The organism is Domibacillus sp. DTU_2020_1001157_1_SI_ALB_TIR_016 (genome assembly GCF_032341995.1).
Taxonomy (GTDB): Bacteria; Bacillota; Bacilli; order Bacillales; family Domibacillaceae; genus Domibacillus; species Domibacillus indicus_A.
In genome coordinates, this window is sequence record NZ_CP135439.1 from 3260352 (window position 1) to 3287264 (window position 26913).

The 26913-nt window shown below is 46.2% G+C and carries 28 protein-coding genes and 1 riboswitch; of the genes, 12 read left to right on the top strand and 16 right to left on the bottom strand.

The window, feature by feature from the left end:
• Positions 1 to 521 precede the first annotated feature (521 nt).
• Entirely contained in the window at positions 522 to 896 is a 375-nt protein-coding gene (locus RRU94_RS24855) for a hypothetical protein (RefSeq protein WP_315693504.1), read from the bottom strand.
• 18 nt (positions 897 to 914) lie between these two features.
• Positions 915 to 1685 (bottom strand): alpha/beta hydrolase, encoded by a 771-nt coding sequence (locus tag RRU94_RS24860; RefSeq protein WP_315693506.1) that lies wholly within the window; start codon positions 1683 to 1685, stop codon positions 915 to 917.
• A gap of 178 nt (positions 1686 to 1863) precedes the next feature.
• Between RRU94_RS24860 and RRU94_RS24865 the strand changes: the two genes are divergently transcribed.
• Complete coding sequence (locus RRU94_RS24865; protein WP_315693507.1) at positions 1864 to 2343, top strand: DUF2243 domain-containing protein; 480 nt, start codon at positions 1864 to 1866, stop codon at positions 2341 to 2343.
• Complete coding sequence (locus RRU94_RS24870; protein WP_315693509.1) at positions 2333 to 3127, top strand: cytochrome c oxidase assembly protein; 795 nt, start codon at positions 2333 to 2335, stop codon at positions 3125 to 3127. The genes RRU94_RS24865 and RRU94_RS24870 overlap by 11 nt, the downstream gene beginning before the upstream one ends.
• Before the next feature lie 203 nt (positions 3128 to 3330).
• Here the strand turns inward: RRU94_RS24870 and RRU94_RS24875 are convergent, their stop codons facing one another.
• From RRU94_RS24875 to RRU94_RS24885, 3 genes are all read right to left on the bottom strand, one after another.
• On the bottom strand, positions 3331 to 5745 hold the full coding sequence (locus RRU94_RS24875) for a heavy metal translocating P-type ATPase (protein WP_315693510.1): 2415 nt from the start codon (positions 5743 to 5745) through the stop codon (positions 3331 to 3333).
• A gap of 77 nt (positions 5746 to 5822) precedes the next feature.
• Positions 5823 to 6029, bottom strand: coding sequence for a copper chaperone CopZ (copZ, locus tag RRU94_RS24880; RefSeq protein ID WP_242235179.1), 207 nt, complete (start codon positions 6027 to 6029; stop codon positions 5823 to 5825).
• 18 nt (positions 6030 to 6047) lie between these two features.
• A complete protein-coding gene (locus RRU94_RS24885; RefSeq protein ID WP_315693511.1) occupies positions 6048 to 6368 on the bottom strand; it encodes a metal-sensitive transcriptional regulator in 321 nt (106 codons plus the stop codon).
• A gap of 208 nt (positions 6369 to 6576) precedes the next feature.
• Here RRU94_RS24885 and RRU94_RS24890 point away from each other — a divergent pair, with 208 nt between their 5' ends.
• Positions 6577 to 6903: a four-helix bundle copper-binding protein gene (locus tag RRU94_RS24890; protein WP_315693512.1), complete on the top strand. Its 327-nt coding sequence runs from the start codon at positions 6577 to 6579 to the stop codon at positions 6901 to 6903.
• Positions 6904 to 6973: 70 nt separating this feature from the next.
• Here RRU94_RS24890 and RRU94_RS24895 read toward each other — a convergent pair whose 3' ends face one another.
• On the bottom strand, positions 6974 to 7297 hold the full coding sequence (locus tag RRU94_RS24895; RefSeq protein ID WP_410493065.1) for a YnfA family protein: 324 nt from the start codon (positions 7295 to 7297) through the stop codon (positions 6974 to 6976).
• A gap of 142 nt (positions 7298 to 7439) precedes the next feature.
• On the opposite strand from RRU94_RS24895, the gene RRU94_RS24900 reads away from it, so the two are divergent.
• The 3 genes from RRU94_RS24900 to RRU94_RS24910 all read left to right on the top strand — a co-directional run bounded on the left by RRU94_RS24900 (position 7440) and on the right by RRU94_RS24910 (position 10917).
• Positions 7440 to 7811 carry an ArsR/SmtB family transcription factor gene (locus RRU94_RS24900; RefSeq protein WP_315693513.1) on the top strand — a complete coding sequence of 124 codons (372 nt, stop codon included), beginning with the start codon at positions 7440 to 7442 and terminating at the stop codon, positions 7809 to 7811.
• 5 nt (positions 7812 to 7816) lie between these two features.
• Positions 7817 to 9931 (top strand): heavy metal translocating P-type ATPase, encoded by a 2115-nt coding sequence (locus RRU94_RS24905; RefSeq protein WP_315693514.1) that lies wholly within the window; start codon positions 7817 to 7819, stop codon positions 9929 to 9931.
• 74 nt (positions 9932 to 10005) lie between these two features.
• Positions 10006 to 10917 (top strand): superoxide dismutase, encoded by a 912-nt coding sequence (locus RRU94_RS24910; protein ID WP_410493002.1) that lies wholly within the window; start codon positions 10006 to 10008, stop codon positions 10915 to 10917.
• 41 nt (positions 10918 to 10958) lie between these two features.
• Here the strand turns inward: RRU94_RS24910 and RRU94_RS24915 are convergent, their stop codons facing one another.
• Positions 10959 to 12008, bottom strand: coding sequence for an NAD(P)/FAD-dependent oxidoreductase (locus RRU94_RS24915; protein ID WP_315693515.1), 1050 nt, complete (start codon positions 12006 to 12008; stop codon positions 10959 to 10961).
• 210 nt (positions 12009 to 12218) lie between these two features.
• Between RRU94_RS24915 and RRU94_RS24920 the strand changes: the two genes are divergently transcribed.
• Together RRU94_RS24920 and RRU94_RS24925 are read left to right on the top strand one after the other, a co-directional pair.
• The gene (locus tag RRU94_RS24920) at positions 12219 to 12521 is read left to right on the top strand and encodes a DUF3817 domain-containing protein (protein ID WP_315693516.1); all 303 of its coding nucleotides are present in this window, start codon (positions 12219 to 12221) and stop codon (positions 12519 to 12521) included.
• Positions 12522 to 12639: 118 nt separating this feature from the next.
• Positions 12640 to 13790 (top strand): IS3 family transposase gene (locus RRU94_RS24925; RefSeq protein ID WP_315693517.1). Its coding sequence is split into 2 segments (ribosomal slippage): positions 12640 to 12928 and positions 12928 to 13790, totalling 1152 coding nucleotides; the frame shifts between segments, so codons are not numbered across the junction.
• 75 nt (positions 13791 to 13865) lie between these two features.
• On the opposite strand, the gene RRU94_RS24930 is transcribed toward RRU94_RS24925, so the two are convergent.
• Positions 13866 to 14660, bottom strand: coding sequence for an aldo/keto reductase (locus tag RRU94_RS24930; RefSeq protein WP_315696140.1), 795 nt, complete (start codon positions 14658 to 14660; stop codon positions 13866 to 13868).
• Positions 14661 to 14763: 103 nt separating this feature from the next.
• Entirely contained in the window at positions 14764 to 15969 is a 1206-nt protein-coding gene (locus RRU94_RS24935; protein ID WP_315693518.1) for an MFS transporter, read from the bottom strand.
• Between the two features lie 249 nt (positions 15970 to 16218).
• Here RRU94_RS24935 and RRU94_RS24940 point away from each other — a divergent pair, with 249 nt between their 5' ends.
• Both RRU94_RS24940 and RRU94_RS24945 read left to right on the top strand, forming a co-directional pair.
• Positions 16219 to 16545 carry a winged helix-turn-helix transcriptional regulator gene (locus tag RRU94_RS24940; RefSeq protein ID WP_315693519.1) on the top strand — a complete coding sequence of 109 codons (327 nt, stop codon included), beginning with the start codon at positions 16219 to 16221 and terminating at the stop codon, positions 16543 to 16545.
• A 516-nt stretch (positions 16546 to 17061) separates the two neighbouring features.
• Positions 17062 to 17583, top strand: coding sequence for a type 1 glutamine amidotransferase domain-containing protein (locus RRU94_RS24945; protein ID WP_315693521.1), 522 nt, complete (start codon positions 17062 to 17064; stop codon positions 17581 to 17583).
• 33 nt (positions 17584 to 17616) lie between these two features.
• Here RRU94_RS24945 and RRU94_RS24950 read toward each other — a convergent pair whose 3' ends face one another.
• The 6 genes from RRU94_RS24950 to RRU94_RS24975 form a co-directional block, all read right to left on the bottom strand.
• On the bottom strand, positions 17617 to 18609 hold the full coding sequence (locus tag RRU94_RS24950) for a LacI family DNA-binding transcriptional regulator (RefSeq protein ID WP_315693522.1): 993 nt from the start codon (positions 18607 to 18609) through the stop codon (positions 17617 to 17619).
• A gap of 18 nt (positions 18610 to 18627) precedes the next feature.
• Positions 18628 to 20106, bottom strand: coding sequence for a UDP-glucose--hexose-1-phosphate uridylyltransferase (gene galT / locus RRU94_RS24955; RefSeq protein ID WP_315693523.1), 1479 nt, complete (start codon positions 20104 to 20106; stop codon positions 18628 to 18630).
• Positions 20103 to 21104, bottom strand: a complete 1002-nt coding sequence (gene galE / locus RRU94_RS24960; protein ID WP_315693524.1) for a UDP-glucose 4-epimerase GalE — start codon at positions 21102 to 21104, stop codon at positions 20103 to 20105. The genes galT and galE overlap by 4 nt, the downstream gene beginning before the upstream one ends.
• A complete protein-coding gene (locus tag RRU94_RS24965) occupies positions 21101 to 22282 on the bottom strand; it encodes a galactokinase (RefSeq protein ID WP_315693525.1) in 1182 nt (393 codons plus the stop codon). The genes galE and RRU94_RS24965 overlap by 4 nt, the downstream gene beginning before the upstream one ends.
• 187 nt (positions 22283 to 22469) lie before the next feature.
• Positions 22470 to 23345 carry an amidase gene (locus RRU94_RS24970; protein WP_315693527.1) on the bottom strand — a complete coding sequence of 292 codons (876 nt, stop codon included), beginning with the start codon at positions 23343 to 23345 and terminating at the stop codon, positions 22470 to 22472.
• A gap of 43 nt (positions 23346 to 23388) precedes the next feature.
• Positions 23389 to 23476, bottom strand: a riboswitch (cyclic di-GMP riboswitch).
• A gap of 58 nt (positions 23477 to 23534) precedes the next feature.
• Positions 23535 to 24275, bottom strand: coding sequence for a sulfite exporter TauE/SafE family protein (locus tag RRU94_RS24975; protein ID WP_315693528.1), 741 nt, complete (start codon positions 24273 to 24275; stop codon positions 23535 to 23537).
• 160 nt (positions 24276 to 24435) lie between these two features.
• Here RRU94_RS24975 and RRU94_RS24980 point away from each other — a divergent pair, with 160 nt between their 5' ends.
• Both RRU94_RS24980 and RRU94_RS24985 read left to right on the top strand, forming a co-directional pair.
• Positions 24436 to 24702 (top strand): YiaA/YiaB family inner membrane protein, encoded by a 267-nt coding sequence (locus RRU94_RS24980; RefSeq protein WP_242235144.1) that lies wholly within the window; start codon positions 24436 to 24438, stop codon positions 24700 to 24702.
• A 133-nt stretch (positions 24703 to 24835) separates the two neighbouring features.
• Positions 24836 to 25486 (top strand): DsbA family oxidoreductase, encoded by a 651-nt coding sequence (locus tag RRU94_RS24985; protein WP_315693531.1) that lies wholly within the window; start codon positions 24836 to 24838, stop codon positions 25484 to 25486.
• Between the two features lie 67 nt (positions 25487 to 25553).
• Here RRU94_RS24985 and RRU94_RS24990 read toward each other — a convergent pair whose 3' ends face one another.
• Complete coding sequence (locus RRU94_RS24990) at positions 25554 to 26618, bottom strand: ATP-binding protein (RefSeq protein WP_315693532.1); 1065 nt, start codon at positions 26616 to 26618, stop codon at positions 25554 to 25556.
• Positions 26619 to 26913 lie beyond the last annotated feature (295 nt).

A 26913-nucleotide genomic window follows, 5' to 3' on the forward strand; every position in this document is an offset into this window, starting at 1 on the left:
TAAATTTTCATGCAAGACTACAAAAAAAAGCAGCTGGGCTTTACCCAGCTGCTCAGACTGTAGACAAATGATATGGATGACCGTGCACATGAATGGGATGGATCGGCGGCGTCCAGGCAGCTCCGCTTTCCATGGGGCAGGCGCTGAGCCCGACTTCGCCTGCGGCTCCACCGGTCTCTGCTGCCTGCTAGTCCCATAGGAGTCTGCACTGCCCTCCCGCCGCTAAGTGGCTTGCGACAAGATTGTATAGAGCGAATAAGGTTGTATCTTTCTGTTTAAAAAAAGAGAAAATGTCTATTCGTTCTTTGTTTATGGATTTTCAACACCACTTAGTGAAGCTTGCCGGACGAAGACTCCTGCGGGAAGTACAGTGAGTCGGGAGACCCGGCAGGCGCAGCCGAGGAGGCCCCCGCACTGCCCTAAGGGGCGCGAAGTCCGGCAGGCTTCACTTACCGGCTCTTTTTTAAAAGCAAAAGACTTTGTCTACATACTAAGTAGCTGGGCTTTACTCAGCTGCTTTTTTAAGATTCCGGCTCTGCTTCTGTCCGTAGCGCGTTGAAAAATTCAAGGATGTACCGATAGCTGTTTCCAAAGTCACCGAGCATTCCTTCTTTTGAACAGTAGACATCAATGGCAGCTTGCATCGGCGTAATTTTATAAATGGTGATAACCATGCCGTATGCTCCTTTTTCAAGCATGATTTCTCCCCTAGCCACATCTTCATTCAACAGCGCCCACCCGGCGAATTTACCGTTTTGCACAACCTTCTTTATATCATTAATGAGCGACTCGCGGCTTTTCCGGTAATAGCGGGTTTTAAGCGAGGATTCTTTCGGATTTTCTTTTGTTTCTTCATGCTTTCTCCAAATTCCCGTTATAACGCGTGCTGTTGACATAGCTTTCCCCCCATGAAGTTAGTTTTTCAGTGGAAGCCAGCGGAGCACATCTTGAATTTTCCGGTCCCAATAGCCCCACTCATGCGATCCCGAATCAAATTGTACCGTTACATCAAAAGATGTTTTGTCACATGCTTCTTTAAAACGGAGATTGTCTTCATACAAGAAGTCTTCTGTGCCGCAGCATTGATACAGGGCCGGCTTCTCGGCGGCGTGCTGTGCTGTTTCCAGCAGTGTGAACAGATCATGCTTTGTGCCGGCTACCTGCCCGTCTCCAAAAACAAGCTCAAACAAATGGTCACGGCTTCCCTCTTCCACCCGGCTTACAATATCGACCGCTCCGGACAAACTGGCTGCTGCGCTAAACCGCTCCGGCTGTGACAGTGCCCATTTCAACGCTCCGTAGCCTCCCATTGAGAGCCCTGCCACAAAATTATCCTCCCTGGCATCGGATAATGGAAAAAAAGATTGTGTTATGGTCGGCAGTTCCTCTGTTAAAAACGTCCAGTACCGGCTTCCATACGCCATGTCGGTATAAAAGCTGTGGTGCACCTGCGGCATCACAACCGCAAGTCCAAGCGGCGCTGCATACCGTTCGATAGAGGTCCGGCGTGTCCAGATCGTATCATCATCACTCAGTCCATGAAGCAAATAAAGTGTCTGATGTTTACTGCTGTTTTTTTTGCTTTGCATGCCGATCTGTGAATGGGTTTGCTGGGGAAGAATAACCGTCATGGATGTACTTAATTGTAAAACGTCGGAGTAGAATTGACAGTGAAGAAGCGCCATTTTTTCACCCTTTTTAATTTCAGAATATTTTTATTATATCATTCTCTTTTATTCTTCCGATAGATATATGGTTCATTTTAGGAGAAACAATTTCTCGTATAAAAGAATGAATCTTCCAGCGTATGGGTACAACAAAAACAGATAGGCTGATTATATGAACGGCAGAAAGGAGTTTTCTATGGCTGTCCACTCTGAAGAAGTCCGCAGCTCTTCCCATTTTTCGAGGCGTAATCTCTGGTCGGGCTTTTTATTCGGTATTGGCTTTGTTGCTTTTTTTGATGAAGCTGTTTTTCACCAGCTGCTTCACTGGCATCACTTTTATGACAAATCCACAACAAGCGCCGGGCTCGTTTCTGACGGTTTTTTTCATGCGTTCAGCTGGTTCGCTACTGTAGGCGGGCTGTTTCTGTTTGCGGATCTGCGCCGTCGTAATAGGCTTCTCTTAAAAAAGTGGATCGGTGGCGTGCTGCTGGGTGCCGGTATATTCCAGCTTTACGACGGTACCGTTCAGCACAAGCTTATGCGCCTTCACCAAATTCGTTACGTGGAGAATGTATGGATGTATGACCTTGTTTGGAACACGACCGCGGTTTTGATGATGGTAATTGGAGCGGCTCTTGCTATCCGCACGAAAAAAGGTGAACGGAATGCACAATGAGCATCATATGCAGGCAGCTCTGTCTGCCTCCCTTTGGCTCGCTTTACCTTTTGCGGCCGCACTCCTGTTATACGTCTGGGCCGCTTTTCATTCGAGCCGCCGCTATTCGTCCTGGCCGCTTTTCCGCACTGTTTTATGGACAGGCGGCATACTTTGTTCCCTGGCAGCGGTTATTGGTCCTTTGGCGGAAAAAGCCCATATGAATTTTATCGCTCATATGGCCGGCCATCTGCTTCTTGGCATGCTGGCTCCTCTTTTTATGGTGCTGGCCGCGCCCATCACGCTGATTTTGCGGACATTGCCTGTAGAGCAGGCGCGGCGCTTGTCCCGGCTGCTTCAAAGCCGGCTGCTTCGTTTTGCCATAGATCCTATAACGGCGTTTGTGTTAAACATCGGCGGACTTTGGCTGCTTTATACAACCAGCTTGTATACACACATGCAGGAAAATGTGCTGATTCATATATTTGTTCATTTCCATGTGTTTTTGGCTGGTTACGTATTTACTGCTTCTATTCTTTGCATTGACCCGGCGCCCCATCGCAGGTCTTTTCACTTCCGAGCTGCTGTCCTCCTGCTCGCACTGGCCGGGCACGGCATTTTATCCAAATTTCTTTATGCGCATCCGCCGGCTGGTGTTTCTTCCGCTCAAGCAGAAATGGGCAGCATGCTGATGTATTACGGCGGAGATGCATTTGACCTTATCCTGGTCATTCTGTTTTGTGCGCAATGGTTTCACGCTGCCCGGCCGAGAAAAGCCGCCGGCTCAGAAACCGTTCAGCTTTAACGATAAAAAAGCCGCCTCTTTTTACAGAGGCGGCTTTCTAACTTTGTCTACACTTTTAAGATTCTTTTTTAAGCCGGAAAATAAAAATCCGGGCCGGAAAGTCTTACAGCATGGCCGGATTTTCTTTTTTCCGGCCATCGCGGACTAGAATCCGGCCAGCAGCCGATTTTTCCGGCCATAGACGCAGAATTGAATTTTCTTTTTTACAGTTTAACTTTTTGAAGGCGCAAGGCGTTTACGACTACTGAAACTGAACTAAAAGCCATTGCTGCGCCGGCAAGCCATGGAGCCAGAAAGCCAAGTGCTGCGATAGGAATCCCAAGCGTATTATAGCCGAATGCCCAAAACAGGTTTTGTTTCACATTCCGAATCGTTTTTTTGCTCATCAGGATCGCATCCGCAATACTGTTCAAGTCGCCGCGGATCAAGGTAATATCGGCCGCTTCCATGGCCACATCGGTTCCGGTGCCGATCGCCATGCCGATATCGGCTGTGGCAAGCGCCGGTGCATCATTAATGCCGTCACCGACCATGGCAACATGCCGTCCCTCCTGCTGCAGCCTCTTCACTTCGTTCGCTTTGCCTTCTGGCAGTACTTCCGCAATCACGTGGTCAATACCGACCTGACGGGCAATTGCCTGGGCGGTCTGCTCGTTGTCTCCTGTCATCATCACAACATGAAGACCCATTTCTTTTAAGCGGCGTACCGCTTCTTTTGACGTTGCTTTTACGGTGTCTGCTACCGCAATAATACCCGCGTATCGTCCATCCACAGCCACAAGCATCGCGGTTTTCCCTTCCCGCTCAAGAGCTGCCATGCTTTCTCCGGCGCCCTGTATGTTGATGTTTTTCTCATTCATCAGCTTGCGTGTTCCAACCAGCACATCTCTTCCTTCCACTGCAGCTCGAATACCAAAGCCCGGAATCGCTTCAAACTGCTCACCCGGTTTCAATTCAATGCCTTTATCCAAAATGCCTTTTACAATCGCCTGGGCAAGCGGGTGCTCCGACTGCTTCTCAGCCGCACCTGTCAGGGCAAGAAGAACGGCTTCTTCTATTTCATATGGGATCACATCCGTTAAAACAGGCGTCCCGTTTGTAACAGTTCCCGTTTTATCGAGCACGATCGTATCGATTTTGTGCGCCGTTTCTAAATGCTCGCCGCCTTTAAAGAGAATACCGTATTCTGCTGCCCGCCCTGAACCCGCCATGATGGATGTTGGAGTAGCCAGACCAAGGGCACACGGGCACGCGATCACAAGCACGGCAATCAGTTTCTCAAGTGCTTCAGCAAAATTACCTGGTTCAACAAGGAGGAACCAAATAAGAAACGTTAAAAGAGCCAGGCCGATGACAATAGGAACAAAAATACCGGAAATTTGATCCGCAAGCCGCTGAATCGGCGCTTTTGATCCCTGCGCCTGCTCGACTGTGCGGATAATTTGCGCAAGCGCAGTGTCCCGTCCGACTTTCGTGGCTTTTATTTTTAAAAAGCCATTTTTATTGACCGTGGCGCCAATCACTTCATCACCTTTGCGTTTATCGACCGGCAGGCTCTCACCCGTCAGCATCGATTCATCGACAGCAGACTGTCCCTCTGTAACAATGCCATCAACTGGTACTTTTTCACCAGGCCGGATATGAATCAAGTCGCCTGTCACCACTTGTTCGAGCGGTATTTCTATTTCGTTTCCGCCGCGTTCGACAATCGCTGTTTTTGCCTGCAGGCTCATCAATTTTTTGATCGCCTCGGATGAACGCCCTTTCGCTTTTGCTTCAAATAATTTCCCAAGCAGAATCAGCGTAATTAAAATCGCACTTGTTTCATAATAAAGCTCTAGTGCGTGTCCACTGTGTCCCAGGGACTCAAACGACAAATACAAGCTGTAAAAGTACGCCGCCGAGGTGCCAAGCGCTACAAGAACGTCCATATTGGCACTTTTGTTTTTCAGAGCTTTGTATGCCCCAATATAAAACTGGCTGCCAATGATAAATTGTACCGGCGTGGCGAGAACGAGCTGAAACCATGGATTCATGAAAAGTGCTGGAACGTAAAGATTCGATGTGAAACCAAAATGCCCGGCCATCGCCCATAAAAGCGGCAGAGATAAAAGAGCGGAAACAATAAACTTTATTGTCTGCTTTTTGATTTCTCTTTGCCGGTAATCAATGGATTCTTTGTCGCTTTCTTCTTTTAATACAGCACCGTAACCGAGTGAATCCACTTTTTTAATAATATCTGCCGGTGATAAAGCAGACGGATTGTATTGAACCGTTGCACGCTCAAGAGCGAGGTTAACAGTTGCATTTTGAATGCCGTCCAGCTTGTTTAATCCTTTTTCAATTCGGGTGGCGCAGGCAGCACAGGTCATGCCGGTAATCGAAAATTCATCCCTTTCCGAGACAACCTCATAACCGAGATCCTGCACTTTCTTCTGCAGGTCAGCTTCAGTTATTTTGGATGGATCATATCGAACGGTTGATTTTTCAAGCGCTAGATTCACCGTTGCCTGCTCAACGCCGTCCAGTTTATTGAGCCCTTTTTCAATCCGGGTGGCGCAGGCGGCACAGGTCATGCCGGTAATCTGCATATTTGTTTCTTTTTGCGAGGCACTCATTCCCTTTCCTCCTCATACCCACACGGGGTATATTTTTTGCCGAAGAGAACGTGCTGATGGAAGTCAGCACGCGCTTTTTAAACGACGTCGTATCCTTGGTCGTCGATTGCTTCTTTAATCTCATCAATTGTTACTTTTGCTCCGTCGTACTTCACGTCTACTTGGCTGTTTTCTAAAGAAACAGCAACAGACTCGACACCTTCCAGCTTGCCAACGCTTCCTTCTACCGCTTTTACACAATGTCCGCATGACATACCCTGTACATTTAATGTTGTTTGTTCCATGTTAATCGCTCCGTTCCGTTATTTTTTCATTAACCGCCCAATCGTTACAAGAAGCTCCTCTACAATTTCTTCATCGCCTTCTTGAATCCGCTCGACTACACAGCTTTTCAAATGGCCTTCAAGCAAAACTTTTGCTGCGCTGTTTAGCGCCGATTGCGTAGCGGAAATCTGGGTAATAATATCATCACAATACACATCTTTTTCAACGAGCCCTTTAATACCGCGGATTTGGCCTTCGATGCGATTCAGCCTTGTAATTAAATTTTTCTTTACCGCCTCAGAATGGTGGCTTTTCCGTTCAGATATATTGTCACAGGCATGAGCTTCGATTTCTTCCATGTCCCCGCCTCCTTATTTTAAATTTACCATACCCCCCTACTGTATGTAAACTGTTTTGCATTATTATTTTTTGTTGTTTTTTCAACAGCCTTATACCCGGGAAAGAAAGCAGCAAAAAAAGCAAAATGAATAAAGTTTGTGTTTACGTTTAAAGAAAAAAAGGACGGTTAAAGTAATATTGTGCCCATTCAAAAGGAGGAGGAAAGTGATGAATCAAAATGTATATGACTGTATTCAAGCCTGCCTGGAGTGTTTAGAAGCCTGTAATCACTGCTTTAACCAATGCCTGCAGGAAGACGACGTAAAAATGATGGCAGGCTGCATTCGACTGGACCGCGAATGTGCAGATCTTTGTGCATTGGCCGTGCAGTCGATGCAGCGCAACAGCCCGTTTATGGCTCAAATTTGTGCGCTTTGCGCAGATATTTGTGAAGCGTGCGGTAATGAATGCCAAAAGCACGACCACGACCATTGCCAGGCATGTGCACAGGCGTGCTTTACATGTGCAGAAGCATGCAGGAATATGGCAGCCTGATTAATAGAAACGATCCTGGCCGTACAACATCTGGAGAGGATATACCTTCTCCGGATGTTGTTTTTCTTCCTTATGAACGCGGTGCCCACAGCATAATGGCAACACCCGCAAGGCAGATGGCAGCGCCAATCCAGTCATATACATCCGGTGTTTTTTTATCGACACCCCATCCCCACAAAACGGATAACACGATAAATACGCCGCCATATGCCGCATACACGCGCCCGAATGATGGAAAGGTTTGAAAAGTGGCGATAATGCCGTACAGCACAAGGGCTGCACCGCCAATGATTCCCCATGTGAACGGTTTTCCTTCTCTCAGCCAGAGCCAAATCAAGTAGCCCCCGCCAATTTCAGCTGCTCCAGCTAATAAAAACATCATCCATGTATACAGCAGTTTTCTCACACTTTCTTTTGATTAATTGCATCTTTCATTTTACATTCAAACATTTATTTGAATGTAAAATTGACTTTTTTTCACCTCCAGCATACACTAAAAATATACAATCAAACAACTATTTGAATGAGGTGCTGAAATGACCCAAAAAACAACCGTAAAGTTCCTAAATGATGCCTGTGAAACAAGTTGTTTCAATGGAGAAGTCGTCAGCCGGGTCCAGCCGAAAATAGATGAAGTAACCGGTGTAGAGCTGCTGTTTAAAGCTTTGTCTGATGCCACCCGCTTAAAAATCGTATACGCGCTGACGCTCGAAGAAGAGCTGTGTGTCTGCGATGTGGCGCAAATTATTGGTTCTACAACTGCTACCGCCTCCCACCACTTACGCCTGCTTCGCAATATGGGACTCGCCAAGTATCGGAAAGAAGGAAAAATGGTGTATTACTCTGTTAAAGACGACCACGTCCATCAGCTTGTCAGCATTGCCCTTGAGCATTCCAGAGAGGACTGAGGAAAATGAGTGAGGAAAGGAAACATGTTTACCGGCTTCAGGGATTGTCCTGCACCAACTGCGCGGCCAAGTTTGAAAAAAACATTCGTGATATTAAAACGGTAGAAGATGTCCAGCTGAATTTCGGCGCATCCAAAGTGGCGATTATCGGTGATGCATCCGTTGAACAGCTTGAAGCTGCCGGTGCGTTTGACGGAATCAAAGTATACCCCGAGCGCGAAAAGGTCAAGGAAAGAAGAGTTCCATTCTGGCAAAAGCGTGAAAATAAAAACACGATCGTTTCGCTGTTCTTTTTGCTCTTCGGTTATATTTCCACTTTTTCCGCCGGCGAAAGCAGTATCGTAACCATTACTCTTTTTGCGCTTTCCATTTTAATCGGCGGCTTCGATTTATTCAAAGTCGGCTTAAACAATTTAATCCGCTTTGAATTCGATATGAAAACATTAATGACCGTTGCCATTATTGGGGCAGCAATTATTGGCGAGTGGGGAGAAGGCGCTGTTGTTGTATTTCTTTTTGCCCTAAGTGAAGCGCTAGAAGGATACTCAATGGACAAAGCCCGACAGTCTATCCGCTCTCTTATGGATATTGCACCGGATACCGCGCTGATTAAACGGGGCAGCAGTGAGTTTGAAGTGGCTGTTGAAGATATTCAAATCGGAGACATTATGATCGTGAAGCCTGGACAAAAGGTTGCCATGGATGGCGAGGTCATTCGCGGCCGTTCATCCATTAACCAGGCGGCGATTACCGGTGAATCCATTCCGGTGTCCAAGGAAGAAGGCGATGAAGTGTTTGCCGGCTCCCTCAATGAAGAAGGGTTTTTAGAAGTACGCGTCACAAAGCTTGCCGAAGATACAACAATCGCTAAAATTATCCACTTAGTTGAAGAAGCTCAGGCTGAACGCGCTCCTTCTCAGGCATTTGTCGACCGTTTTGCCAAGTATTACACGCCGGCCATTATGGCCATTGCTTTCCTGGTCGCTGTACTGCCTCCTTTGTTTACGGGGGGCGACTGGCAGGAATGGATTTACCGCGGTCTTGCGGTTCTTGTCGTGGGATGTCCGTGTGCACTGGTGATTTCCACACCGGTTGCCATTGTCACAGCGATTGGGAATGCAGCTAAAAACGGTGTTTTAATCAAAGGCGGCATTCACCTGGAAGAAACAGGGCGTTTAAAAGTAGTCGCCTTTGATAAAACCGGCACGTTAACTGAAGGAAAGCCCGAGGTAACCGACATTGCTTCCGTTTCTGACATGAGCGTGCAGGAGCTTTTATCTGTCGCCGCTTCTCTTGAAACGTTTTCCCAGCACCCGCTCGCTTCCGCTGTTTTACGCAAAGCGGCTGCTGAAAAAGTATCACTGCTTGAAGCCCATGATTTTCAATCTCTTACGGGTAAAGGTGCGAAAGCTTCTTTAAACGGAACCGTTTATTACATTGGCAGCCCGGCTCTTTTTGAGGATGGTCCTGCTGTAACGAAAAAAGTCCGGGAAGCGATCTCAGCCCTGCAGGCGGAAGGAAAGACGGTGATGCTGGTTGGAACGGATGAAGAAATAAAAGGCTATATTGCCGCAGCTGACCAGGTTCGGCAAAGCAGTCTGGCGGTTTTAGAAAAACTCGCTAAGCTGGGCATTCAAAAAACGGTGATGCTGACAGGTGATAACGATGCAGCGGCGGCTTCCATCGGCAGAAAGCTTGGCTTAACCGATGTGCAGGCTGAATTAATGCCGGAGAACAAGCTGGATGCCATCAAGTCTCTTCGTGCCCAGTACGGCCATGTGGCGATGGTTGGCGATGGTATTAACGATGCTCCTGCTCTTGCCAGTGCATCAGTTGGCATTGCGATGGGCGGCGCTGGAACGGACACAGCACTTGAAACAGCGGATGTAGCTTTAATGGCGGATGACTTAGAGAAGCTCCCTTATACGGTTGCGCTCAGCCGTAAAACGCTCCAGATTATTAAGCAAAATATCGCTTTTGCATTCGGTTTGAAACTGCTTGCTCTGCTGCTGATCGTCCCGGGCTGGCTTACACTTTGGATGGCTGTATTTGCGGATGTCGGCTCCACTTTAATCGTAGTGTTAAATTCTATGCGTCTTATGAAGACCAGATACAAGTAAAGAACGGCTATTACGTGAACACTGCCCTCCTCCTATTCATACCCTGTTAACAGGCAAATGAAGGAGGTAAGGCAGTGTTTTCACATGAAAAAGCGTATCGGGCAACTCTGCTAAATTGGTGCAAGCATGTAGAGCAGCAATGGAAATCTATCCGGGAAAAAGCGGTAGCAGCTGATAAAAAAGCCCTGGATCAGTGGGAAGCAGCTTTTCTTTCCTTAAAAAAGAATGCAGAAGAAGAACATCCGGTTGACCCACTCTCTCTAAGCAGCCAGGCTGCTGCTTTGTACAATCAGCTTCCCCACTTACTGCAGCAGCCGTCCTCTTTCAAACAGGAAAAAGATGAATCGAAGCCGAAGCAGCCTGTGCCGATCGGAGGGCACCGCCTGCCTCCACTTCCGTATGCTTACAATGCCCTGGAGCCGGTGATTTCTGAGGAAATTATGAAGCTGCACCACGATAAGCATCACCAAAGCTATGTAGACGGGCTGAACAAAGCCGAAAAAGAAATGCAAAAAGCACGCCGGAGCGGCGATTTCAGTTTGATTAAACATTGGGAGCGGGAAGCCGCCTTTCACGGTGCCGGCCACTATTTGCACACGATTTTTTGGGCAGTGATGACCCCGGGTGGCGGCGGCCTCCCGGCAGGAGAGCTGAATAGAGCTATAACAAACTCTTTTGGGAGTTTTGATGGATTTAAGAAGCACTTCTCAGAAGCGGCGAAAAACGTGGAAGGTGTCGGCTGGGCCATTCTCGTCTGGTCCCCGCGCTCCCGCCGCCTCGAGATTTTAACGGCTGAAAAGCACCAAAACCTGAGCCAGTGGGATGTAGTGCCGCTGCTTCCACTCGATGTGTGGGAGCATGCTTATTACCTGCAATACAAAAATGAACGCGCGAAATACGTAGATGCCTGGTGGAAAGTGGTCAATTGGAAAGAAGTTGAGCATCGGTTCGCCGAAGCGAAAAATCTAACGTGGGAGCCTTTTTAAGAGAAAAATAAAAAACCAGCTTTTTTTAGCTGGTTTTTTATTTATTGAATCATCGCCTGCACGATTTGTTTATTTCTTTCTTTAAATACATCATTATGGGAAGAAACCATAGCACTGCTTCTTGAAGCTGGATCAATAAATTGCTTGGCTCTGTTTACCGCGTTGGCGGCATCCTGAAAAGCGCCGGCAATTAAATGCAGCTTGCCTTCATGCTTGAGCACATCACCTGCTGCGAAAAAACCCGGTACGGACGATTCGCCTGATGGCTGGCTCGCTACATAAAAATCATCTTCGAGCTCGACATTTAAGGTGCTGTTTTGCAAAAGAGAAGCATCCCGATCAAAGCCATGGTTAATGACCACTTCATCTGCCGCTAAAATGGTTTTCGCCATCGTAACACTGTTGGTCAGCTCCACTTCGCCAATTCGGCTTCCATCAGGTGCAGCTATTAACTTCGTAATCGATTCATTCATCAAGCAGATAGCTGAACTGTCGATCAGCTGCTGAACTTGTGCTTCGTGGCCTTTTAAGGAACTGCCCCGATATACGACATAGACTTTTTCTGCAACAGCAGCCAGCTCATTCGCCCAGTCGACAGCTGAATTGCCCCCTCCTGATACCACTACTGTTTTTCCTTTAAACTTTTTCAATGACTGTACCACATAATGCAGATTGGTGACTTCAAACCGCTCTGCTCCTTCGATCGGCAGCTTTTGCGGATTTAATATACCGCTGCCAACAGCGGCAATCACCGTTTTGGAAAAGTGGACAGTTCCCGATGCAGCAGTAAGCTCAAAAAAGCCGTCATCCGTTTTGTATATGCTCTCTACTTTTTCATTTAAGATCACTTTCGGATCAAATGTCATCGCCTGCTCCGTTAACTGCCCAATCAGCTGTTCACCGGTAATAGGGGTTAAGCCGCCAATGTCCCAAATCAGTTTTTCAGGATACACATGAATTTTTCCGCCCAGCTTCGGCTGATATTCAATAATTTTCGTTTTCATTCCTCTTAAACCGCTGTAAAAAGCCGCGTATAACCCAGCCGGACCTCCGCCAATAATTGTTACGTCATACAGATCACGTTGAGGCATGATGACCCTCCTTTTAATTAATAATGATTCTCATTATTAATTAAAAGGATACACTATTTTTTCTTTTTCAACAATCCCTGTGTCTTCCACTTCTCTTTTATTCACGAGCGGAAAGACGACAATCTGATGAACATCTATAAAAAGAGATGAAATTTAACGATGTATCCGTTATCTTTAAAGAAACGATCTTCTTCATATTAGGAGGCTTTTATGTTAAAAACATCCGTTGGCAAACTGCGGCTCGCAGGCTATTTTGAAGGCATTTCGCTGCTCGTTCTCCTGTTTATTGCCATGCCGATGAAATATTGGCTTGGTATTCCGGAAGCCGTCCGTATCGTCGGCTCTATCCATGGCGCTCTGTTTATTACATACTGCGTCATTATTGCTTATGTGACACTGAAAACACGCTGGAAGCTGATCTGGCCCATTCTTTCGGTCATTGTCGCGTTTATTCCATTTGGCAATTTTATATTAGACAGAAAGCTTCATGATTTAGAGAAAGTATACAGATAAAAAAACCAGCCTGAGCACATTGGGACTGACCCCGTAGAGTGAGACAAATAAAAACACCTTTAAGTTGAAAAACGGGTATGTAAATACCTAAAAAGCCAACTTGGAGGTGTTTTTTTCTATGGGTACAAGAATCAGTTATCCAGCGGAAGTAAAAATGAAGGCTGTAAAAATGAGATTAGCTGGGGTACCAGTCAAAGAAGTCTTGAAGGAATTAAACATTCGAAACAGGACGCAGCTTAAAACATGGGTGAAATGGTACAAAGCAGGCGAACTCCAACGATTTGAACAGCCAGTGGGCAAGCAGTATTCCTTCGGAAAAGGGCCTGAGTATGAAAGTGAAACGGAGAAGCTAAAGGCAGAAAACCGGTATCTGAAACAGCAGATTGAAGTCCTAAAAAAGTACGAAGAATTGGAGAGGAAGTGGTCCCGGAAACAGCCGTAGAATTAGTGAAAGAACTCAAAACCAGCATGCCCGTTAGGGAAATATGCCAGCATCTTGGCATTGCTAGATCCACTTATTATCGCTGGAGGAGCAAGAGCGGGGAAGAAACATCCAAGCAGGCCGTTGAACGAAAAATCGGCACGTTGTGCCGGGATCATAAGTTTCGATATGGCTATCGTAAAATCACAGCCTTATTAAAGCGGGAGATGCCGATTAACCATAAAGCGGTACAGCGTGTGATGCAGAAGTATGGCTGGCAATGCCGGGTGAAAGTGAAGAAGCGCAGACGGACAGGACAGCCTTGTCATATTTCCGATAACCTGTTGAAAGGCGATTTCCAGGCGGATCAGCCTCTTCAAAAGCTCGTCACGGATATTACGTACTTGCCTTTTGGCCAGAAACAGCTGTATCTTTCAAGTATCCAGGATTTATTTAACGGAGAAATCATTGCCTATTCTATAGGAAGCTGCCAAAATACAGATTTTGTGCTGCATACGCTGGCCGAGCTGCCATCCCTCCCAAAAGGGTGCATTCTGCACAGCGACCAGGGATCTGTTTACACATCTTATGCTTATCAGCAGGCAGTCAAAGAAAGAGGCATTACCATGAGTATGTCCCGGAAAGGGACACCCGCTGATAATGCCTCCATCGAATCGTTTCATTCCTCGCTAAAGTCTGAAACGTTCTATCTCGACGAGCTTCGAAGCACTACGACCGCCATCGTAGAGCAAACTGTCGAAAACTATATTCACTATTATAACCATATCCGTATTCAAGCGAAACTAAACAACCAGCTGCCGGTCAAGTACCGGCAGCTGGCTGCTTAAAGGTGTTTTGATCCCTGTCTCAAAAACGGGGGTCAGTCCCCATTTCAGGCTGGTTTTTTTTAGTATGATGTTCATTTAAAAATCGAAGTTATCAGGATCCGGCCCCACCCGGCGATGCTGGTCCATTTCGTTAATCGCCTTTACTTGCTCCTCATTCAATTCAAAGTCATACAAGTCTGCATTTTCATAAATACGATGCTTTTTAACAGACTTTGGAATCACGGCCCATCCTGTTTGCAAATGCCATTTAAGAACAACTTGCGCCACCGTTTTCCCCAGGCTTTCGGCCATTTCGACTAAAACGGGCTCATTGAAAATGCCTCCCTGTGCCAGCGGTGCCCATGCTACAGGATGAATATTTTTCTCTGTCAGGTACTTGAATAACTCCGTTTGCACCAGACGGGGATGGCGTTCTACCTGGTTGATGGCCGGAACAATCTCCGCGGTTTGAAGCAATGTTTCTAAATGATGAATCTGGAAATTGCTGACCCCGATGGCGCCGACTTTTTCTTCTTTATATAAGTCTTCAAGCGCCCGCCAGCTCTCTGTAAATTTATTTTCAACCGGCCAATGAATCAAGTACAAATCAAGCTGATCAAGCCCTAAGCGTGCTGTACTTTCCCGGTAAGCCTCCAGCGCACGTTCATATCCCTGGTCAGCATTCCACAGTTTAGAGGTAATAAACAGCTCATCACGGGTAATGCCGGCGCGTTCCATTCCACGCCGAATTCCCTCTCCAACTCCCTCTTCATTTTCATAAACAGCGGCCGTGTCAATGTGGCGGTATCCTTGTACAATGGCTTCCTCTACAGAAGCCGCAACGGTTTCTCCATCTTCGACTTGAAAAACACCCAGACCCAGCCAGGGCATCGGTTTTTCTCCATAGTTTAATTGAAAGGTACTTTGTTTATTCACTTATTTTCTCCTCCGTCTTTTTATTTTTCTTCGTTGATTTTCATCATTTTCATTCACGTTATGATTTCTCAAGTTTTAATGAAACCGCGGTTAACAAAACGGCGAGCATCACCATTACGCCGCCTATCCACGGGGTATGGACCAATCCGATCGAATCCACGACAAAGCCGCCTATTGTCGCACCGGCCGCAATACCAATATTAAAAGCGGCAATATTCAGGGCAGAAGCCACATCTACTGCGGATGGAACATATTTTTCCGCAAGCTGGACGATAAACAGCTGTAGACCTGGTACATTCATAAACGCAAGCAGCCCCATTAAAACAACACCGATCAAGCCCGCCGCTTTAAATGGAATCATAAAGGACAGGGCCACAAGAATGGCGGCCTGCGCAAGGAACATCCAGAACAAAGCTTTAATAGGATGATAATTGGCCAAACGTCCGCCGGCAGCATTTCCAACCGCTACAGCTGCTCCGTATACGAGAAGAACAATGCTGACCAGACCGGGCTTCAAACCCGTCACATCTTGTAAAATCGGTGTTAAATACGTAAAAGCTACAAATGTTCCTCCGTATCCAAGAGCCGTAATCGCCAGGCCAAGCAAAATTCGTTTGTTGGTGACAAGCCGCAGCATATCCGCAAATTTTGCCGGCTGTGACTGCTTTAAATTTTTCGGAATCAGCAGTGCACTTGCGGCAACGGCCATCACACCAAGCAAAGCCACTCCCCAAAATGTGGCGCGCCAGCCGAACGACTGCCCAATAAATGTGCCAAGCGGTACGCCTGTTACGGTTGCAACGGTTAAACCGGTAAACATAAGGGCAATGGCACTCGCTTTTTTATGTGGCGGTACGAGCTGAACCGCAATCGTTGACCCAATCGAGAAAAAAACACCATGCGAAAAAGCCGTAATAAACCGTGCTGCGAGCAGCAATTCAAACGATGGGGACAAGGCAGCCACCACATTGCCTGTGATAAATAGCACCATTAAAGATATAAGCAGCGTTTTTCGGTTTAATCGATTTGTTAAAGCGGTCAGCACCGGGGCGCCAATCGCTACGCCGGCCGCATAACCAGAAACAAGTAATCCTGCGAGCGTAATTCCGATGTTTAAATCTTCCGCAACAGATGCCAAAAGTCCGACCGGAACGAATTCAGTAGTTCCAATTCCAAAAGCACTAACGGCTAATGCCCATAAAGCAAATCGACTGTTTGTTGAAGCGGCTTCCTGTTTAACAGCCGCCTGCACAGTATGACTCATTTTTTTCCTCCTTTTATTAGAAACGGCGGGCCCAGCCGTTTTCCCTGTACGTCCATTTTGCATAGCAGCTATCAAAATAAAAGGTACACACCTTTTTATCCCGTAGGAACGTTTAAGTATCTACCATCTTTTAAGATCTTTTGTTTCGTTCCTGTGTATGTTATTATGGGTGCACTCAATCCAAAAGAAAAGTACGCACTTTAAAGTAATGTAGGTACTTAAAAGTGCCTATATAAAGGAGGAAAGCACATGGCTTACAATATTCCAGTAGAAGCAACACTTGATGTAATCGGCGGAAAGTGGAAAGTGGTCATTATGTGCCATTTGATCAAAGGGGAAAAACGTACAAGCGAACTAAAAAAGTTAATGCCGAATATCACGCAAAAAATGCTCACGCAGCAGCTGCGTGAGCTTGAAACAGACGGGGTTGTGAACCGGACAGTTTTTGATCAGGTTCCGCCAAAGGTCGTTTATTCCTTAACAGACTATGGCTGGTCGCTCCGCCCTATTTTAGATGCAATGTGTGCCTGGGGTGAAGGTCATATGGAATTAACCGGCAGTGAAGTTGTCCAATAAAAAAACAGCCAATGTTATTTGGCTGTTTCAGTGTGTAGACAAAGTCTTTCTCTTTTAAATAAGAGCCAATAAGTGGTGTTGAAGATCCGTAAGCAAAGATCGAATAGACATTTTCTCTTTTTAAACAGAAAGATACGAACTTATTCGCTCTATACCATCTTGTCGCAAGCCACTTGGCGGCGGGAGGGCAGCGCAGACTCCTATGGGCTCAGCGCCTGCCCCATGAAAAGCGGAGCTGCCCGGACGCCGCCGATCTATCCAATTCATGTACGCGATCATCCATATCATTTGTCTACAGTCTGAAACAGCCAATGCTATTGGGCTGTTTTTTATTTTGGAAAAAGAATCGGTTTAAAACACCCCCCGCTCTCAAACTATAACAAAAGCTGCCCGCTATTTTTTCTGCCATCATTGGACTTTCTGATTTTTTAATCCCCATGCACAAAGATAGATGGATGCTTTCATTTTTACCCACGCCATTCCTCTGTTACACTAAAGAAAAGAGGAGGCGTTTTGATGCGGCTGGAAAACAAAAAAGTCATCGCACTTGTAGAAGAAGAATTTGAAGATTTAGAGCTTTGGTATCCGATTCTGCGGCTTCGGGAAGAAGGAGCGACTGTACACCTCGTTGGCAAGGAAGCCGGAAAAACATATACGGGCAAATACGGCGTGCCGGCGGAAGCCGATTATGCTTTTGGAGATATTCGTACAGATGAGTACGACGCCATTTTAGTGCCGGGCGGCTGGGCACCGGATAAGCTGCGCCGGTATCCAGAAGTACTTGAATTTGTCCGTTCGATGGATGCAGCCCAAAAGCCGATCGGGCAAATCTGCCATGCTGGCTGGGTATTGATTTCAGCTAACATCCTGCAGGGGAAACATGTGACAAGTACACCTGGCATTAAAGATGACATGACCAATGCGGGTGCCGTATGGCACGACGAGCCGGTTACAGTTGACGGCCATATTGTATCAAGCCGACGTCCGCCGGATCTTCCGCCTTATGTCAAAGCTTTTGCGGACAAGCTTGCCGAATGAAAGAACTCCACCATCATATGATGGTGGAGTTTTTTACTTTGTCGTGCCCCGCACAATCAATTCCGACGGCAGCACGACTTTTTTAGAAATACGCTTTGTGTTCAGCTGCTCAAGCAAAAGCTCTACAGCGATTTTCCCCATCCATTCTGTATGCACCTTCACAGTCGTAAGCGGCGGATACATATATTTCGATACGCTAATATCATTCACGCCGATTAAGCCGACGCGCTCCGGAACTTGAATGTGTGCTTCATGCAGCGCCCGCAGTGCCCCGATCGCGAGCGTATCACTTGCCGCAAAAAAGGCTTCCGGCAGGTTTTCGCCGCGCTGTTCAATACAGTTTTTCATCAGCCGGTACCCGTCATCCGCGCTGTATGTTCCAACCAGCATATCTTCTTCAGCAAAAGCCTCTTTTTCCTGCAGGAAAGCACGGTAAGTCTGCTCACGCATGTCCGTGATCATACCCGATTTGTCTTCAAACCGCTCCCGGCCGCCAAGATAGCCGATACGGCGGATGCCCTGCTCCCAAAGATGGGTGAGCGCTTTTTCTGTTACACGCGAGAAATCCGTAATGACGCTGTCGAACGATTCGGCTTCGGGTGAAAAATCCACAAAGACGATTCGGCTTGACCACTCGCTCAGCCGCTCAACCTGGGCACTGCTGTATTTACCGACTGCGATAATGCCTTCGATTTCCTCCCTGTCCAGCTGCTCCAGCTCATTGTACAGCACTTTTTGCAATTGAAGACCGGATTCAAGGCAGCTGTTTTCAATACCGAGACGAATCGACCTATAGTATAAGTCATTCAGCTCTTCTTCCTCGGTATACCAGTGAATGAGCGCTGCCGTCGTTTGAGGGGTTTTTTTTGAAACACGCCGCTTTTTGTAATCAAGCTGTTCGGCGGCTTCAAAAATTTTTTGTTTTGTTTCTGCGCTGACAGACAGGTGCGGATCATAGTTAAGCACACGCGAAACAGTCGCAATCGACACACCTGCCCGTGCAGCAATATCTTTAATGGTAGCCATTTTTTTCATTCCAATCGGTTAAAGTCGGTTCAAGAAACGGCTAAACCCGTCCTTCCCTTCTTTTGTCTGCTTAAATACCCCGCAGTCTTCCAGGCCTCGTAAAAATTTAGCCGCAACCGCCTGACGAACAAATTCTTCAGCGTCGACCCGGCTGTCATACATTGACCGGAGCTCTTCTGCCCAGTCACGATGTTCACTTTTAACCTGTTCTAACCCGCCGGCCACGAACGCGGCGACTTGGGCTAAATCCTCTTTTAAGCGTGCCGGCAGCACAGCAAGCCCCATCACTTCAATGAGTCCAATGTTTTCACGCTTAATATGGTGAATGTCGGCATGCGGATGAAACAAGCCCATCGGATGTTCTTCCGTCGTTCGGTTATTGCGCAGCACGAGGTCGAGCTCGAAGAAGGCGCCGCGTTTTCGCGCGATTGGTGTAATCGTATTGTGAGGAGTGTCCCCCGTACATGACCGAATGCCGCACGCTTCATCATCATATGCTTTCCATGTGGAGAGTACGTATTCAGCTGCCGCTGCCAGCTCGCTGCGGTCTCCGCTTTTCAGCCGGATCACAGACATCGGCCAGTATAGTGTGGCTCCTTGCACGGACGGAAACTGTTTCATTGAAAAGACGTGTTCCTCTTTTGCTTTTGCCATGGCGAATTCATAATGTCCGCCCTGGTAATGGTCGTGTGTTAAAATCGAGCCGCCGACAATCGGCAGGTCAGCGTTAGACCCGGAAAAATAATGCGGAAATTGATGGACAAAATCGAGCAGGCGGTCAAACCCGGCACGATCAATCTTCATATCACGATGCTCGCCTGAAAGCAAAATACAGTGCTCATTGTAGTACACATATGGAGAGTATTGAAGGAACCATTCCTCGCTGCCAAGCGTTACCGGTACAATCCGGTGATTAGCGCGGGCTGGATGGCTTGCATGCCCTTCGTATCCCTCGTTTTCCACGCATAAAAGACACTTTGGATAGTGCGTTTCCGGCTCCGGACGCAGTTTTGCCCGGGCAATTTCAGCCGGATCTTTTTCCGGCTTCGATAGATTAATCGTAATATCCAGTTCACCGTAGTCCGTTGCCGCTTTATACGAAATATTTTTGGCAATCCGTTTTGTCTGGATGTAATTGGACGCCTCACTCAAGCTGTAGAAAAAGTCTGTTGCCTGCTGCGGGTCAGCTGAATAGCGTTCCCAAAAAGAATGGGCGATTTGCGATGGCTTGGATACAAAAATATTCATAAGATCCGCTGCAAATATCTCTTTATCTTCTAGGAACGGCGGCACGATCCCCTTCGCTTCAGCTTCTTCTGTCAGCCGTTCTACAAGCTCTGGAATGGTCAATGCCGATACGTTTTCCTCCGGCTTAATAAAATCGTTTTGCTTGAGCAGAGCGAGCAGCCGGTTTCTTGCATACACCTGGTCGCGCTTTTCAATCAGCCCGGCCTGCCAGGCTTTTCGGATAAGCTCCTCCACATAAGCAAAAATCATAAACGAGCCGCTCCTTTGTAGCCATGTGGATGATGCTCATGCCAATTCCAGGCATCACGTATAATTGTTGAAATATCTGTCCGGGACGGCGACCAGCCGAGTATCGTCCGCGCTTTTTCAGAAGAAGCGATTAAAACAGCCGGATCTCCCGCACGCTTTTCGCCGATGACCACAGGGATAGGATGCCCAGTTACCGCACGTGCTGCTTCCACAATTTCTTTCACGGAAAATCCTTGATTGGAGCCTAGATTAAAAATGTTGCTCTCGCCGCCCGCTTTCAAGTAATCAAGCGCTAAAACGTGCGCGTCTACTAAATCTTCCACATGGATATAATCTCGAATGCACGTGCCGTCTTCTGTTGGGTAATCCTCTCCAAAAATCGTGATATGTTCCCGCTGCCCATTGGCTACCTGCAGGACGACCGGAATCAAATGTGTTTCCGGATTGTGGTCTTCCCCGATTACGCCCGATTCGCTCGCGCCGGCCACGTTAAAGTACCGCAGTGAAACAAACTTGATGTCATGTGCCGCATCACACCACTTCATCATTCGTTCCATCGCCAGCTTTGTTTCCCCGTATGCGCTTGTTGGATCATTCGGCGCTTTTTCCGTGATGGGCATTTCTTTTTGTTCTCCATATGTAGCAGCAGAAGAAGAAAAAACAATATGCTTTACTCCGTGCTTTGTCATCGTTTCAAGCAGCACCTGCGTGCCAAATACATTATTATCATAATACTTGAGCGGATTTTCCATTGACTCCCCTACAAGTGAATTCGCAGCAAAATGAACGACCTGCTCAACCTGTTCTTTCTCGAATACATCATTTAAAAATTGACGATCCCGAATGTCTCCAATGTGAAAGGAAACACCGTCCGGCACGGAAGCCGCATGACCTGTTTCAAGACTATCAATTACCACAACATCCCGCTTTTGCGCCAAGAGAGCCCGCACCGCATGGGATCCTACATACCCTGCTCCACCTATTACAGCTATACTCATCCTATTTCCTCCTTCACTAGTTCGCGCGCACCGCCGCCGATATGAGCCATGTAGAATTCGGCACGAATGCCACATTCCTCCTCATACCGCTTTCCAACTTCACTGACAAATGATTCGATGTTTTCATTGTTCACAATCGCAATGGCACAGCCGCCAAATCCGGCGCCTGTCATGCGCGCACCGATTACGCCGGGCTGCTTCCAAGCTGTGTGCACGAGCGTATCAAGCTCTTTTCCTGTTACCTCATAATCTTGTTCGAGCGAATCATGCGATTGGTTCATAAGCCGGCCCACCGCTTCGACGTTTCCTTCTTTGAGTTTGTTCAGCGCCTCAATCGTCCGCGCATTTTCATAAACCGCGTGACGGGCACGTTTTTCTAAAACAGCATCACCAATGACTGCTTTGTTCTGCTCAAATTGGTCCGGTGTCAGCTCGCCAAGCGACTTTACATCGATTCGTTTTTGAAGCCGGCTTAACGCTTCCTCACATTCACTGCGCCGTTCATTGTATTTAGACGAAGCAAGCTCACGGCGCTTGTTCGTATTCATTATAACAATGCTTGCATTCGGAAGCTCGATTGGCGCGTACTCATAATGAAGTGTTTCACAATCAAGCCAGATCGCTGCTCCTGTTTTCCCCATTCCAATCGCAAATTGATCCATAATCCCACTATTGACGCCAATGTAATGATTTTCAACCCTCTGGCCGATTTTGACCATTTCGATCCGATCTATACTCAAGTTAAATAATCCTTCTAACATCACACCCGTTGCCATTTCAATGGAGGCTGAAGAAGAAAGACCGGCTCCATTCGGAATATTGCCGTAAAAAAGAACATCATATCCGGTGTCGATCGCACAGCCTGCTTTCTGCATCAGCTTTGTCATGCCTTTCGGGTAATTGGTCCATCCATCCTCTTCCTTGTAGTCAAGCGCATCAAGCGATCCTTCCACAATTCCCCGTTCACTAAAATTAGCAGAATAAAAGCGAAGTCTGCGGTCTTCTCTTTTGACTGCGAGTGCATACGTCCCGAATGTAATCGCAAGCGGAAACACATGCCCGCCATTATAATCCGTATGTTCCCCAATCAAGTTAATACGCCCGGGTGCAAAAAAGACTCGTTCAGCTGGCTTGTTAAAAATGTCTGCAAATCGTTGTCCCATTTCCTCGATCCTCATGAAAGCGCCTCCTTTTTCTTTTATTTTAAATAATTTTTAGTAAAAGTCAAAATAATTTTTAGTAAAAAAATTAGTGTTTGCTAAATTTCAGCCTTCGTTTTTAATCAAAAATCCAAATAACTTAACAAATAAGAACTTTTACATATAAAAAAAGATCCGTCTTTTAAAAAGACGGATCTTTTTTATTTTACGGATTCATCGTCATCCAGCTTCCTACATGGTGGACAGCTGTTCCATTGAATCCTGGTGTATTTGTATAGTAAGACTGTACTTTTGTCAGCTCCTGCTGCATAAAAGCTTCTCCTTCTTCAAAAAAGGAGATGCTGTCGCCTTCGGTTGTTTCTCCTGTTTCTACGCCGACAACAATTGCTTTTCCATATTTTCCAGCCATCGCAATCTCATTTTTTACAACGTCAATAATAAATGATGCATCATCGCGGTAAGCCATAATGGTTACACTGTTTGTATTTGCAATAACCCACTCTGCCAGCATGCCGGCTCCATATATGTTTTTGTAGCGAATTTCATCAAACCAAAACGGCATGTCCACTTCAAGTGGAAGCTTCAAGGATGCAGTGCTCGTTTTCGCACGCTGTAGTAGTGCCTGGTATGATTTAATCGTTCCAGCCTGATTGGATGTCCAGCCGCTGTAAAGATATGGTTCCACATCTAGATGGACGCCCGCAAATGTTTGATCAGCGGTTGATCCGCTTTGATATTGCCCAAGCCAGTTCATCAGCTGATTTTGGCTCGTATATCCTTTCGGTGCTACCCAAGACGGCGCTCCATCCAGTGCATAAATGCGCATGCCTTTTGAGGCTGCTTTTTGAATAAAACTGCGGTACACGTCTGCAGGAATGTCACGGTCAATTTGTACGTATACTTTATTCAACTGTTTGCTTTCTAAAAAAGCAAGTGTTCCTGCTTCATCATTGACAATCATCCACGGATTCCACAGCCACGTCGCATGATCGCCTGCAGCGGCTGCCTCCGTTTTTGTTTGCTGGATTCCAGCGGCCAAAAGAACAAAAAGGGACAACAAGACGACTATTTTTTTCAACACAAAAAGCCCTCCATTCTGTAAGCCTAGACTCACAGAATGAGAGCCTGGCAACCTGACGACCATATGCTTTTCAGCAGTTAGGCTCACGGCTTTGCGTCCTATCCTTTCGGAGTAGTTTGCCTTTTTCAGATGTATTTTATAAATATATTATAAAACCTTCGCGCTCTTTTGACTAGTACTTTTGGAAGATTACATTAATAATAGGACTGCAGCGATAGTTGGTGTTAAAATAACCGCAGATTTTAATATAGGCTGAGGTAAAATATTAGTGAATTTCGCTCCGATATAAGCGCCAAAAGCCGTTCCGACAAGCACTTTCAGCAATAATGCGAAATCAATAAAGCCTTCTGAAAGATAGCCGATTCCCCCTCCAATGGCGAGCGGCAAAATCACAAGCATTGTCGTTCCAACCGACTGCCGGATCGTTAAGTGAAGCAGGACCATTAAGCCAATTTGAATAAATGGAGCAGATCCAATGCCGAACGTACCAGACAAAGTACCCGCAAGCAGTCCGAGAAAAATACTCTTCATCCAAATAACATGACTTTTTTCATCTAACCGTTTGGACGTGTCTTTTAAAAAGAACAGCTTTACAAAAAGCAAAAAAGCGGACAAAAACAGCATGCCCGCTGTTAGCCAGTGAAGAGATTCTTCCGGGATAACAGCCGCGATTTTAGCACCGCCAAATGAGCCGGCTGCCGCAAAGGCGCCGACAATCAGGCCGACTTTCAAATGAATATTTCCTTCACGATAATGGCTGTAGGCGCCAGATACACTTGTAAAGGCCATCGCCGCAAGAGAGGTCCCAAGCGCCATATGAATCGGCACACTGAAGAAAAGAGTCAGCACAGCAATAACAAATCCCGCTCCGCCTGCTCCGATAAAGCCAAACAGCATGCCAAGCAAAAGCATCGTAAACATGATCAACAATTTTTTCATCTCCAGCTTTTTTTGTCTTTAATCTCTTTGTTGTTCTCTTTATTTTAACATAGAGGCTTTTTTGGTTGATATTTGCCATTTATAGTTCTTTTCTTCAAATTATGGTATAGTATTAGTATCTGGTGCTAATAAAATTAAGGGAGGAGACAGCATGCAGCGATACCGAAGAAGAAACACCCCTGCTTTTACGTTTTTGGCTTACTTTACTTTTATTGCAGGTGTTGCTTTGTTTTCGATCGGTCTTTTTAATGCGGATATGGAGCTGAATGAAAAAGGCTATTATATTGCCGTTATGATTCTTGTGGCTGTCGGTGCTATTTTGACGCAGAAAGTAACACGCGATAACGCAGAAGACAATGAGATTATTGCGGAAGAAGAAGAACGCAGACGCAGCGGCATAAAGCCTCCTTCTGAATAAAGAAAGTTTAAAAGATGCCTGTACGGCGTCTTTTTTGTTTCACATGAAACAATGCACAAAATGCAGATTGTTAGACGAACGTGCTCCAACGCTATATAATCAGCCCAAAGGGAGAAGAAAGGAGAAGGTCGCTTTGACGGTAAAAATCAGCGTATATTCTGATTACGTCTGCCCGCTTTGCTTTTTGACAAAACAGTCACTTTATGAAGCCCTTAAGGAAAAAGATGATATAGATATCCAATGGATCCCTTTCGAACAGTCTGCGCAAGCTGATACCCTTCAGAAGGAAGAGCGCATTCTGTATTGGAAAGAAACTGTTTATCCGCTCGCAGAAAAAATGGGTGTTTCTATTACTCTGCCGGATGTAACGCCGTACCCCAGTTCCCGCCTTGCGTCTGAAGGATATTATTTTGCAAAGGCGCACGGTAAAGCACGTGAATACACGGACCGGCTGATGGACGCTTTTTTTCAGGAGCAGCAAAACATCGGCCAAGTAGAAGTGCTGTCCCGGCTGGCTGCCGAAATTGGCCTGGATCAGCAGGCATATGAGGAAGCGCTCAAACAGCGCCTGTATGAAGAAACACATAAAAATGAGCTGGACCGTGCCCATAATAAAGCTAATGTGACAAGCGTACCCGCTCTTATCGCCGGTTGTACGAAAGTATCTGGTGTTCCCGTAAAAGAAGCACTTGAACAACTCATTAACCAAGAACAAAAACCGAAAAAGAAAAAAGTGACACTGCTTATGAACGGACCATCGTGTGGCATAAACGGGTGTCAATAAAAAAGCCGTCCAGTACGTGGACGGCTTTTTTATTCCTTTGCATGCTGTGCAAAGGTGTTTCATTTTTTCAGTGGGATATAGGCAGTCGAATAGAAAAAGTCGTTCCTTCACCAAGGCGGCTTTCAACCGAAATATGCCCGCCATGTTCATGAATCGTTGTATATACCTGTGTCAGGCCAAGCCCTGTTCCATCTGATTTGCTTGAGAAAAAAGGTGTTCCCAGCATAGAAAGCTTTTCCTCTGGCACTCCTACGCCCGTATCTGCGACTTTAATATACACCCATTGGTTGTCGCAGTAATGGCTGATTTTTATTTTTCCCTTTTCATGAATGGCTTCTAAAGCATTTTTGATTAAATTAAAAAACGCTTTTAAATACAGGTTTTTCTTCCCAAGAATCCGGCTTCCCGGATTACGCAGATCCATTTCCACTTCCACATTGTACAACTTGTCTTGAAATAACAGCATTAATGATTGCAGCTCTTTGCAAAAATCAATCGGTATAAGCGGTTCGTCCTGTAAGTCTGGCTTTGATACCTGCAGTAAGTTTTGCAATGTCATTAACGCTTTATCAAGCTCATTTTCCATTGTCTGTAGATACGGATGAGAATGAGATTCTTTCAACAGCTGCAAAAAGCCTTTTACAGCGGTCAGCGGGTTTTTTACTTCATGAACGATGCCGGCCGCAATCTGCCCGACTGAAGCAAGCTTTTCCCGGTTTTTAAGCATTTTTTCCGCTTCTTTGCGAACGGATATATCCCGAAAAACCGACTGCATTACTTTTCGGTTTCCATAGGTAACCGGCCGGCAGTAAAGCTCTGTTTCTACTACAGTGCCGTCTGCACGGATGATTTTTTCTTCAATAAGCGGAGACAATACACCTTCCGTCATGGCTTTTTGAATCCGTTTTTTGATCATGTCATGTGATGATGGCTGAAACACGGATAGAATATTACCGCCAATAATCGCTTGTTTTGGAGCCCGAAAAAAATCGGTCCCGGATTCATTAATATAAAGAATGTTATAATCAACATGAATCACAATTGTTTCAAGCGAATATTCGATAATATTCTGATACATTTCTTCTTGCTCACCAATGGTTTGATTGATTTGATCGGGCATGATACCTGTCAATTGCCCCCACTCCTCTTTCCCATATTCCCCCTGTTTCTTTCTTAACAATTCGATATCCGCAGGGCTTTTTCCTTTTCAAGCTCAAAAAAACACTTCTTATTTTTATGCGGGCGCTGCCGCCATTATCACTGGCGAAGAAGAAAATATAAACGGCAGACGCCACCTCAAAACATCTCTTTTCTTGCTTCTGATTCATCAGTCTTCAACCAGGACTTCCGTTTTGTGCATACCTGTTTATGACCAATCAGACCCACGTCCAGAATAAATCAAAAAATAAGCCTATCCCTATGATTAT

Excerpts from the sequence above, each read along its gene's own strand:
- galE (WP_315693524.1), bottom strand. The coding sequence starts at position 21,104 with ATGAGTATAGCTGTAATAGGTGGAGCAGGGTATGTAGGATCCCATGCG.
- galT (WP_315693523.1), bottom strand. The coding sequence starts at position 20,106 with ATGATTTTTGCTTATGTGGAGGAGCTTATCCGAAAAGCCTGGCAGGCC.
- RRU94_RS24980 (WP_242235144.1), top strand. The coding sequence starts at position 24,436 with ATGCAGCGATACCGAAGAAGAAACACCCCTGCTTTTACGTTTTTGGCT.
- copZ (WP_242235179.1), bottom strand. The coding sequence starts at position 6,029 with ATGGAACAAACAACATTAAATGTACAGGGTATGTCATGCGGACATTGT.
- RRU94_RS24855 (WP_315693504.1), bottom strand. The coding sequence starts at position 896 with ATGTCAACAGCACGCGTTATAACGGGAATTTGGAGAAAGCATGAAGAA.
- RRU94_RS24950 (WP_315693522.1), bottom strand. The coding sequence starts at position 18,609 with ATGGCTACCATTAAAGATATTGCTGCACGGGCAGGTGTGTCGATTGCG.
- RRU94_RS24965 (WP_315693525.1), bottom strand. The coding sequence starts at position 22,282 with ATGAGGATCGAGGAAATGGGACAACGATTTGCAGACATTTTTAACAAG.
- RRU94_RS24905 (WP_315693514.1), top strand. The coding sequence starts at position 7,817 with ATGAGTGAGGAAAGGAAACATGTTTACCGGCTTCAGGGATTGTCCTGC.
- RRU94_RS24860 (WP_315693506.1), bottom strand. The coding sequence starts at position 1,685 with ATGGCGCTTCTTCACTGTCAATTCTACTCCGACGTTTTACAATTAAGT.
- RRU94_RS24900 (WP_315693513.1), top strand. The coding sequence starts at position 7,440 with ATGACCCAAAAAACAACCGTAAAGTTCCTAAATGATGCCTGTGAAACA.
- RRU94_RS24865 (WP_315693507.1), top strand. The coding sequence starts at position 1,864 with ATGGCTGTCCACTCTGAAGAAGTCCGCAGCTCTTCCCATTTTTCGAGG.
- RRU94_RS24915 (WP_315693515.1), bottom strand. The coding sequence starts at position 12,008 with ATGCCTCAACGTGATCTGTATGACGTAACAATTATTGGCGGAGGTCCG.
- RRU94_RS24885 (WP_315693511.1), bottom strand. The coding sequence starts at position 6,368 with ATGGAAGAAATCGAAGCTCATGCCTGTGACAATATATCTGAACGGAAA.
- RRU94_RS24940 (WP_315693519.1), top strand. The coding sequence starts at position 16,219 with ATGGCTTACAATATTCCAGTAGAAGCAACACTTGATGTAATCGGCGGA.
- RRU94_RS24935 (WP_315693518.1), bottom strand. The coding sequence starts at position 15,969 with ATGAGTCATACTGTGCAGGCGGCTGTTAAACAGGAAGCCGCTTCAACA.
- RRU94_RS24890 (WP_315693512.1), top strand. The coding sequence starts at position 6,577 with ATGAATCAAAATGTATATGACTGTATTCAAGCCTGCCTGGAGTGTTTA.
- RRU94_RS24945 (WP_315693521.1), top strand. The coding sequence starts at position 17,062 with ATGCGGCTGGAAAACAAAAAAGTCATCGCACTTGTAGAAGAAGAATTT.
- RRU94_RS24920 (WP_315693516.1), top strand. The coding sequence starts at position 12,219 with ATGTTAAAAACATCCGTTGGCAAACTGCGGCTCGCAGGCTATTTTGAA.
- RRU94_RS24875 (WP_315693510.1), bottom strand. The coding sequence starts at position 5,745 with ATGAGTGCCTCGCAAAAAGAAACAAATATGCAGATTACCGGCATGACC.
- RRU94_RS24870 (WP_315693509.1), top strand. The coding sequence starts at position 2,333 with ATGCACAATGAGCATCATATGCAGGCAGCTCTGTCTGCCTCCCTTTGG.
- RRU94_RS24930 (WP_315696140.1), bottom strand. The coding sequence starts at position 14,660 with ATGCCCTGGCTGGGTCTGGGTGTTTTTCAAGTCGAAGATGGAGAAACC.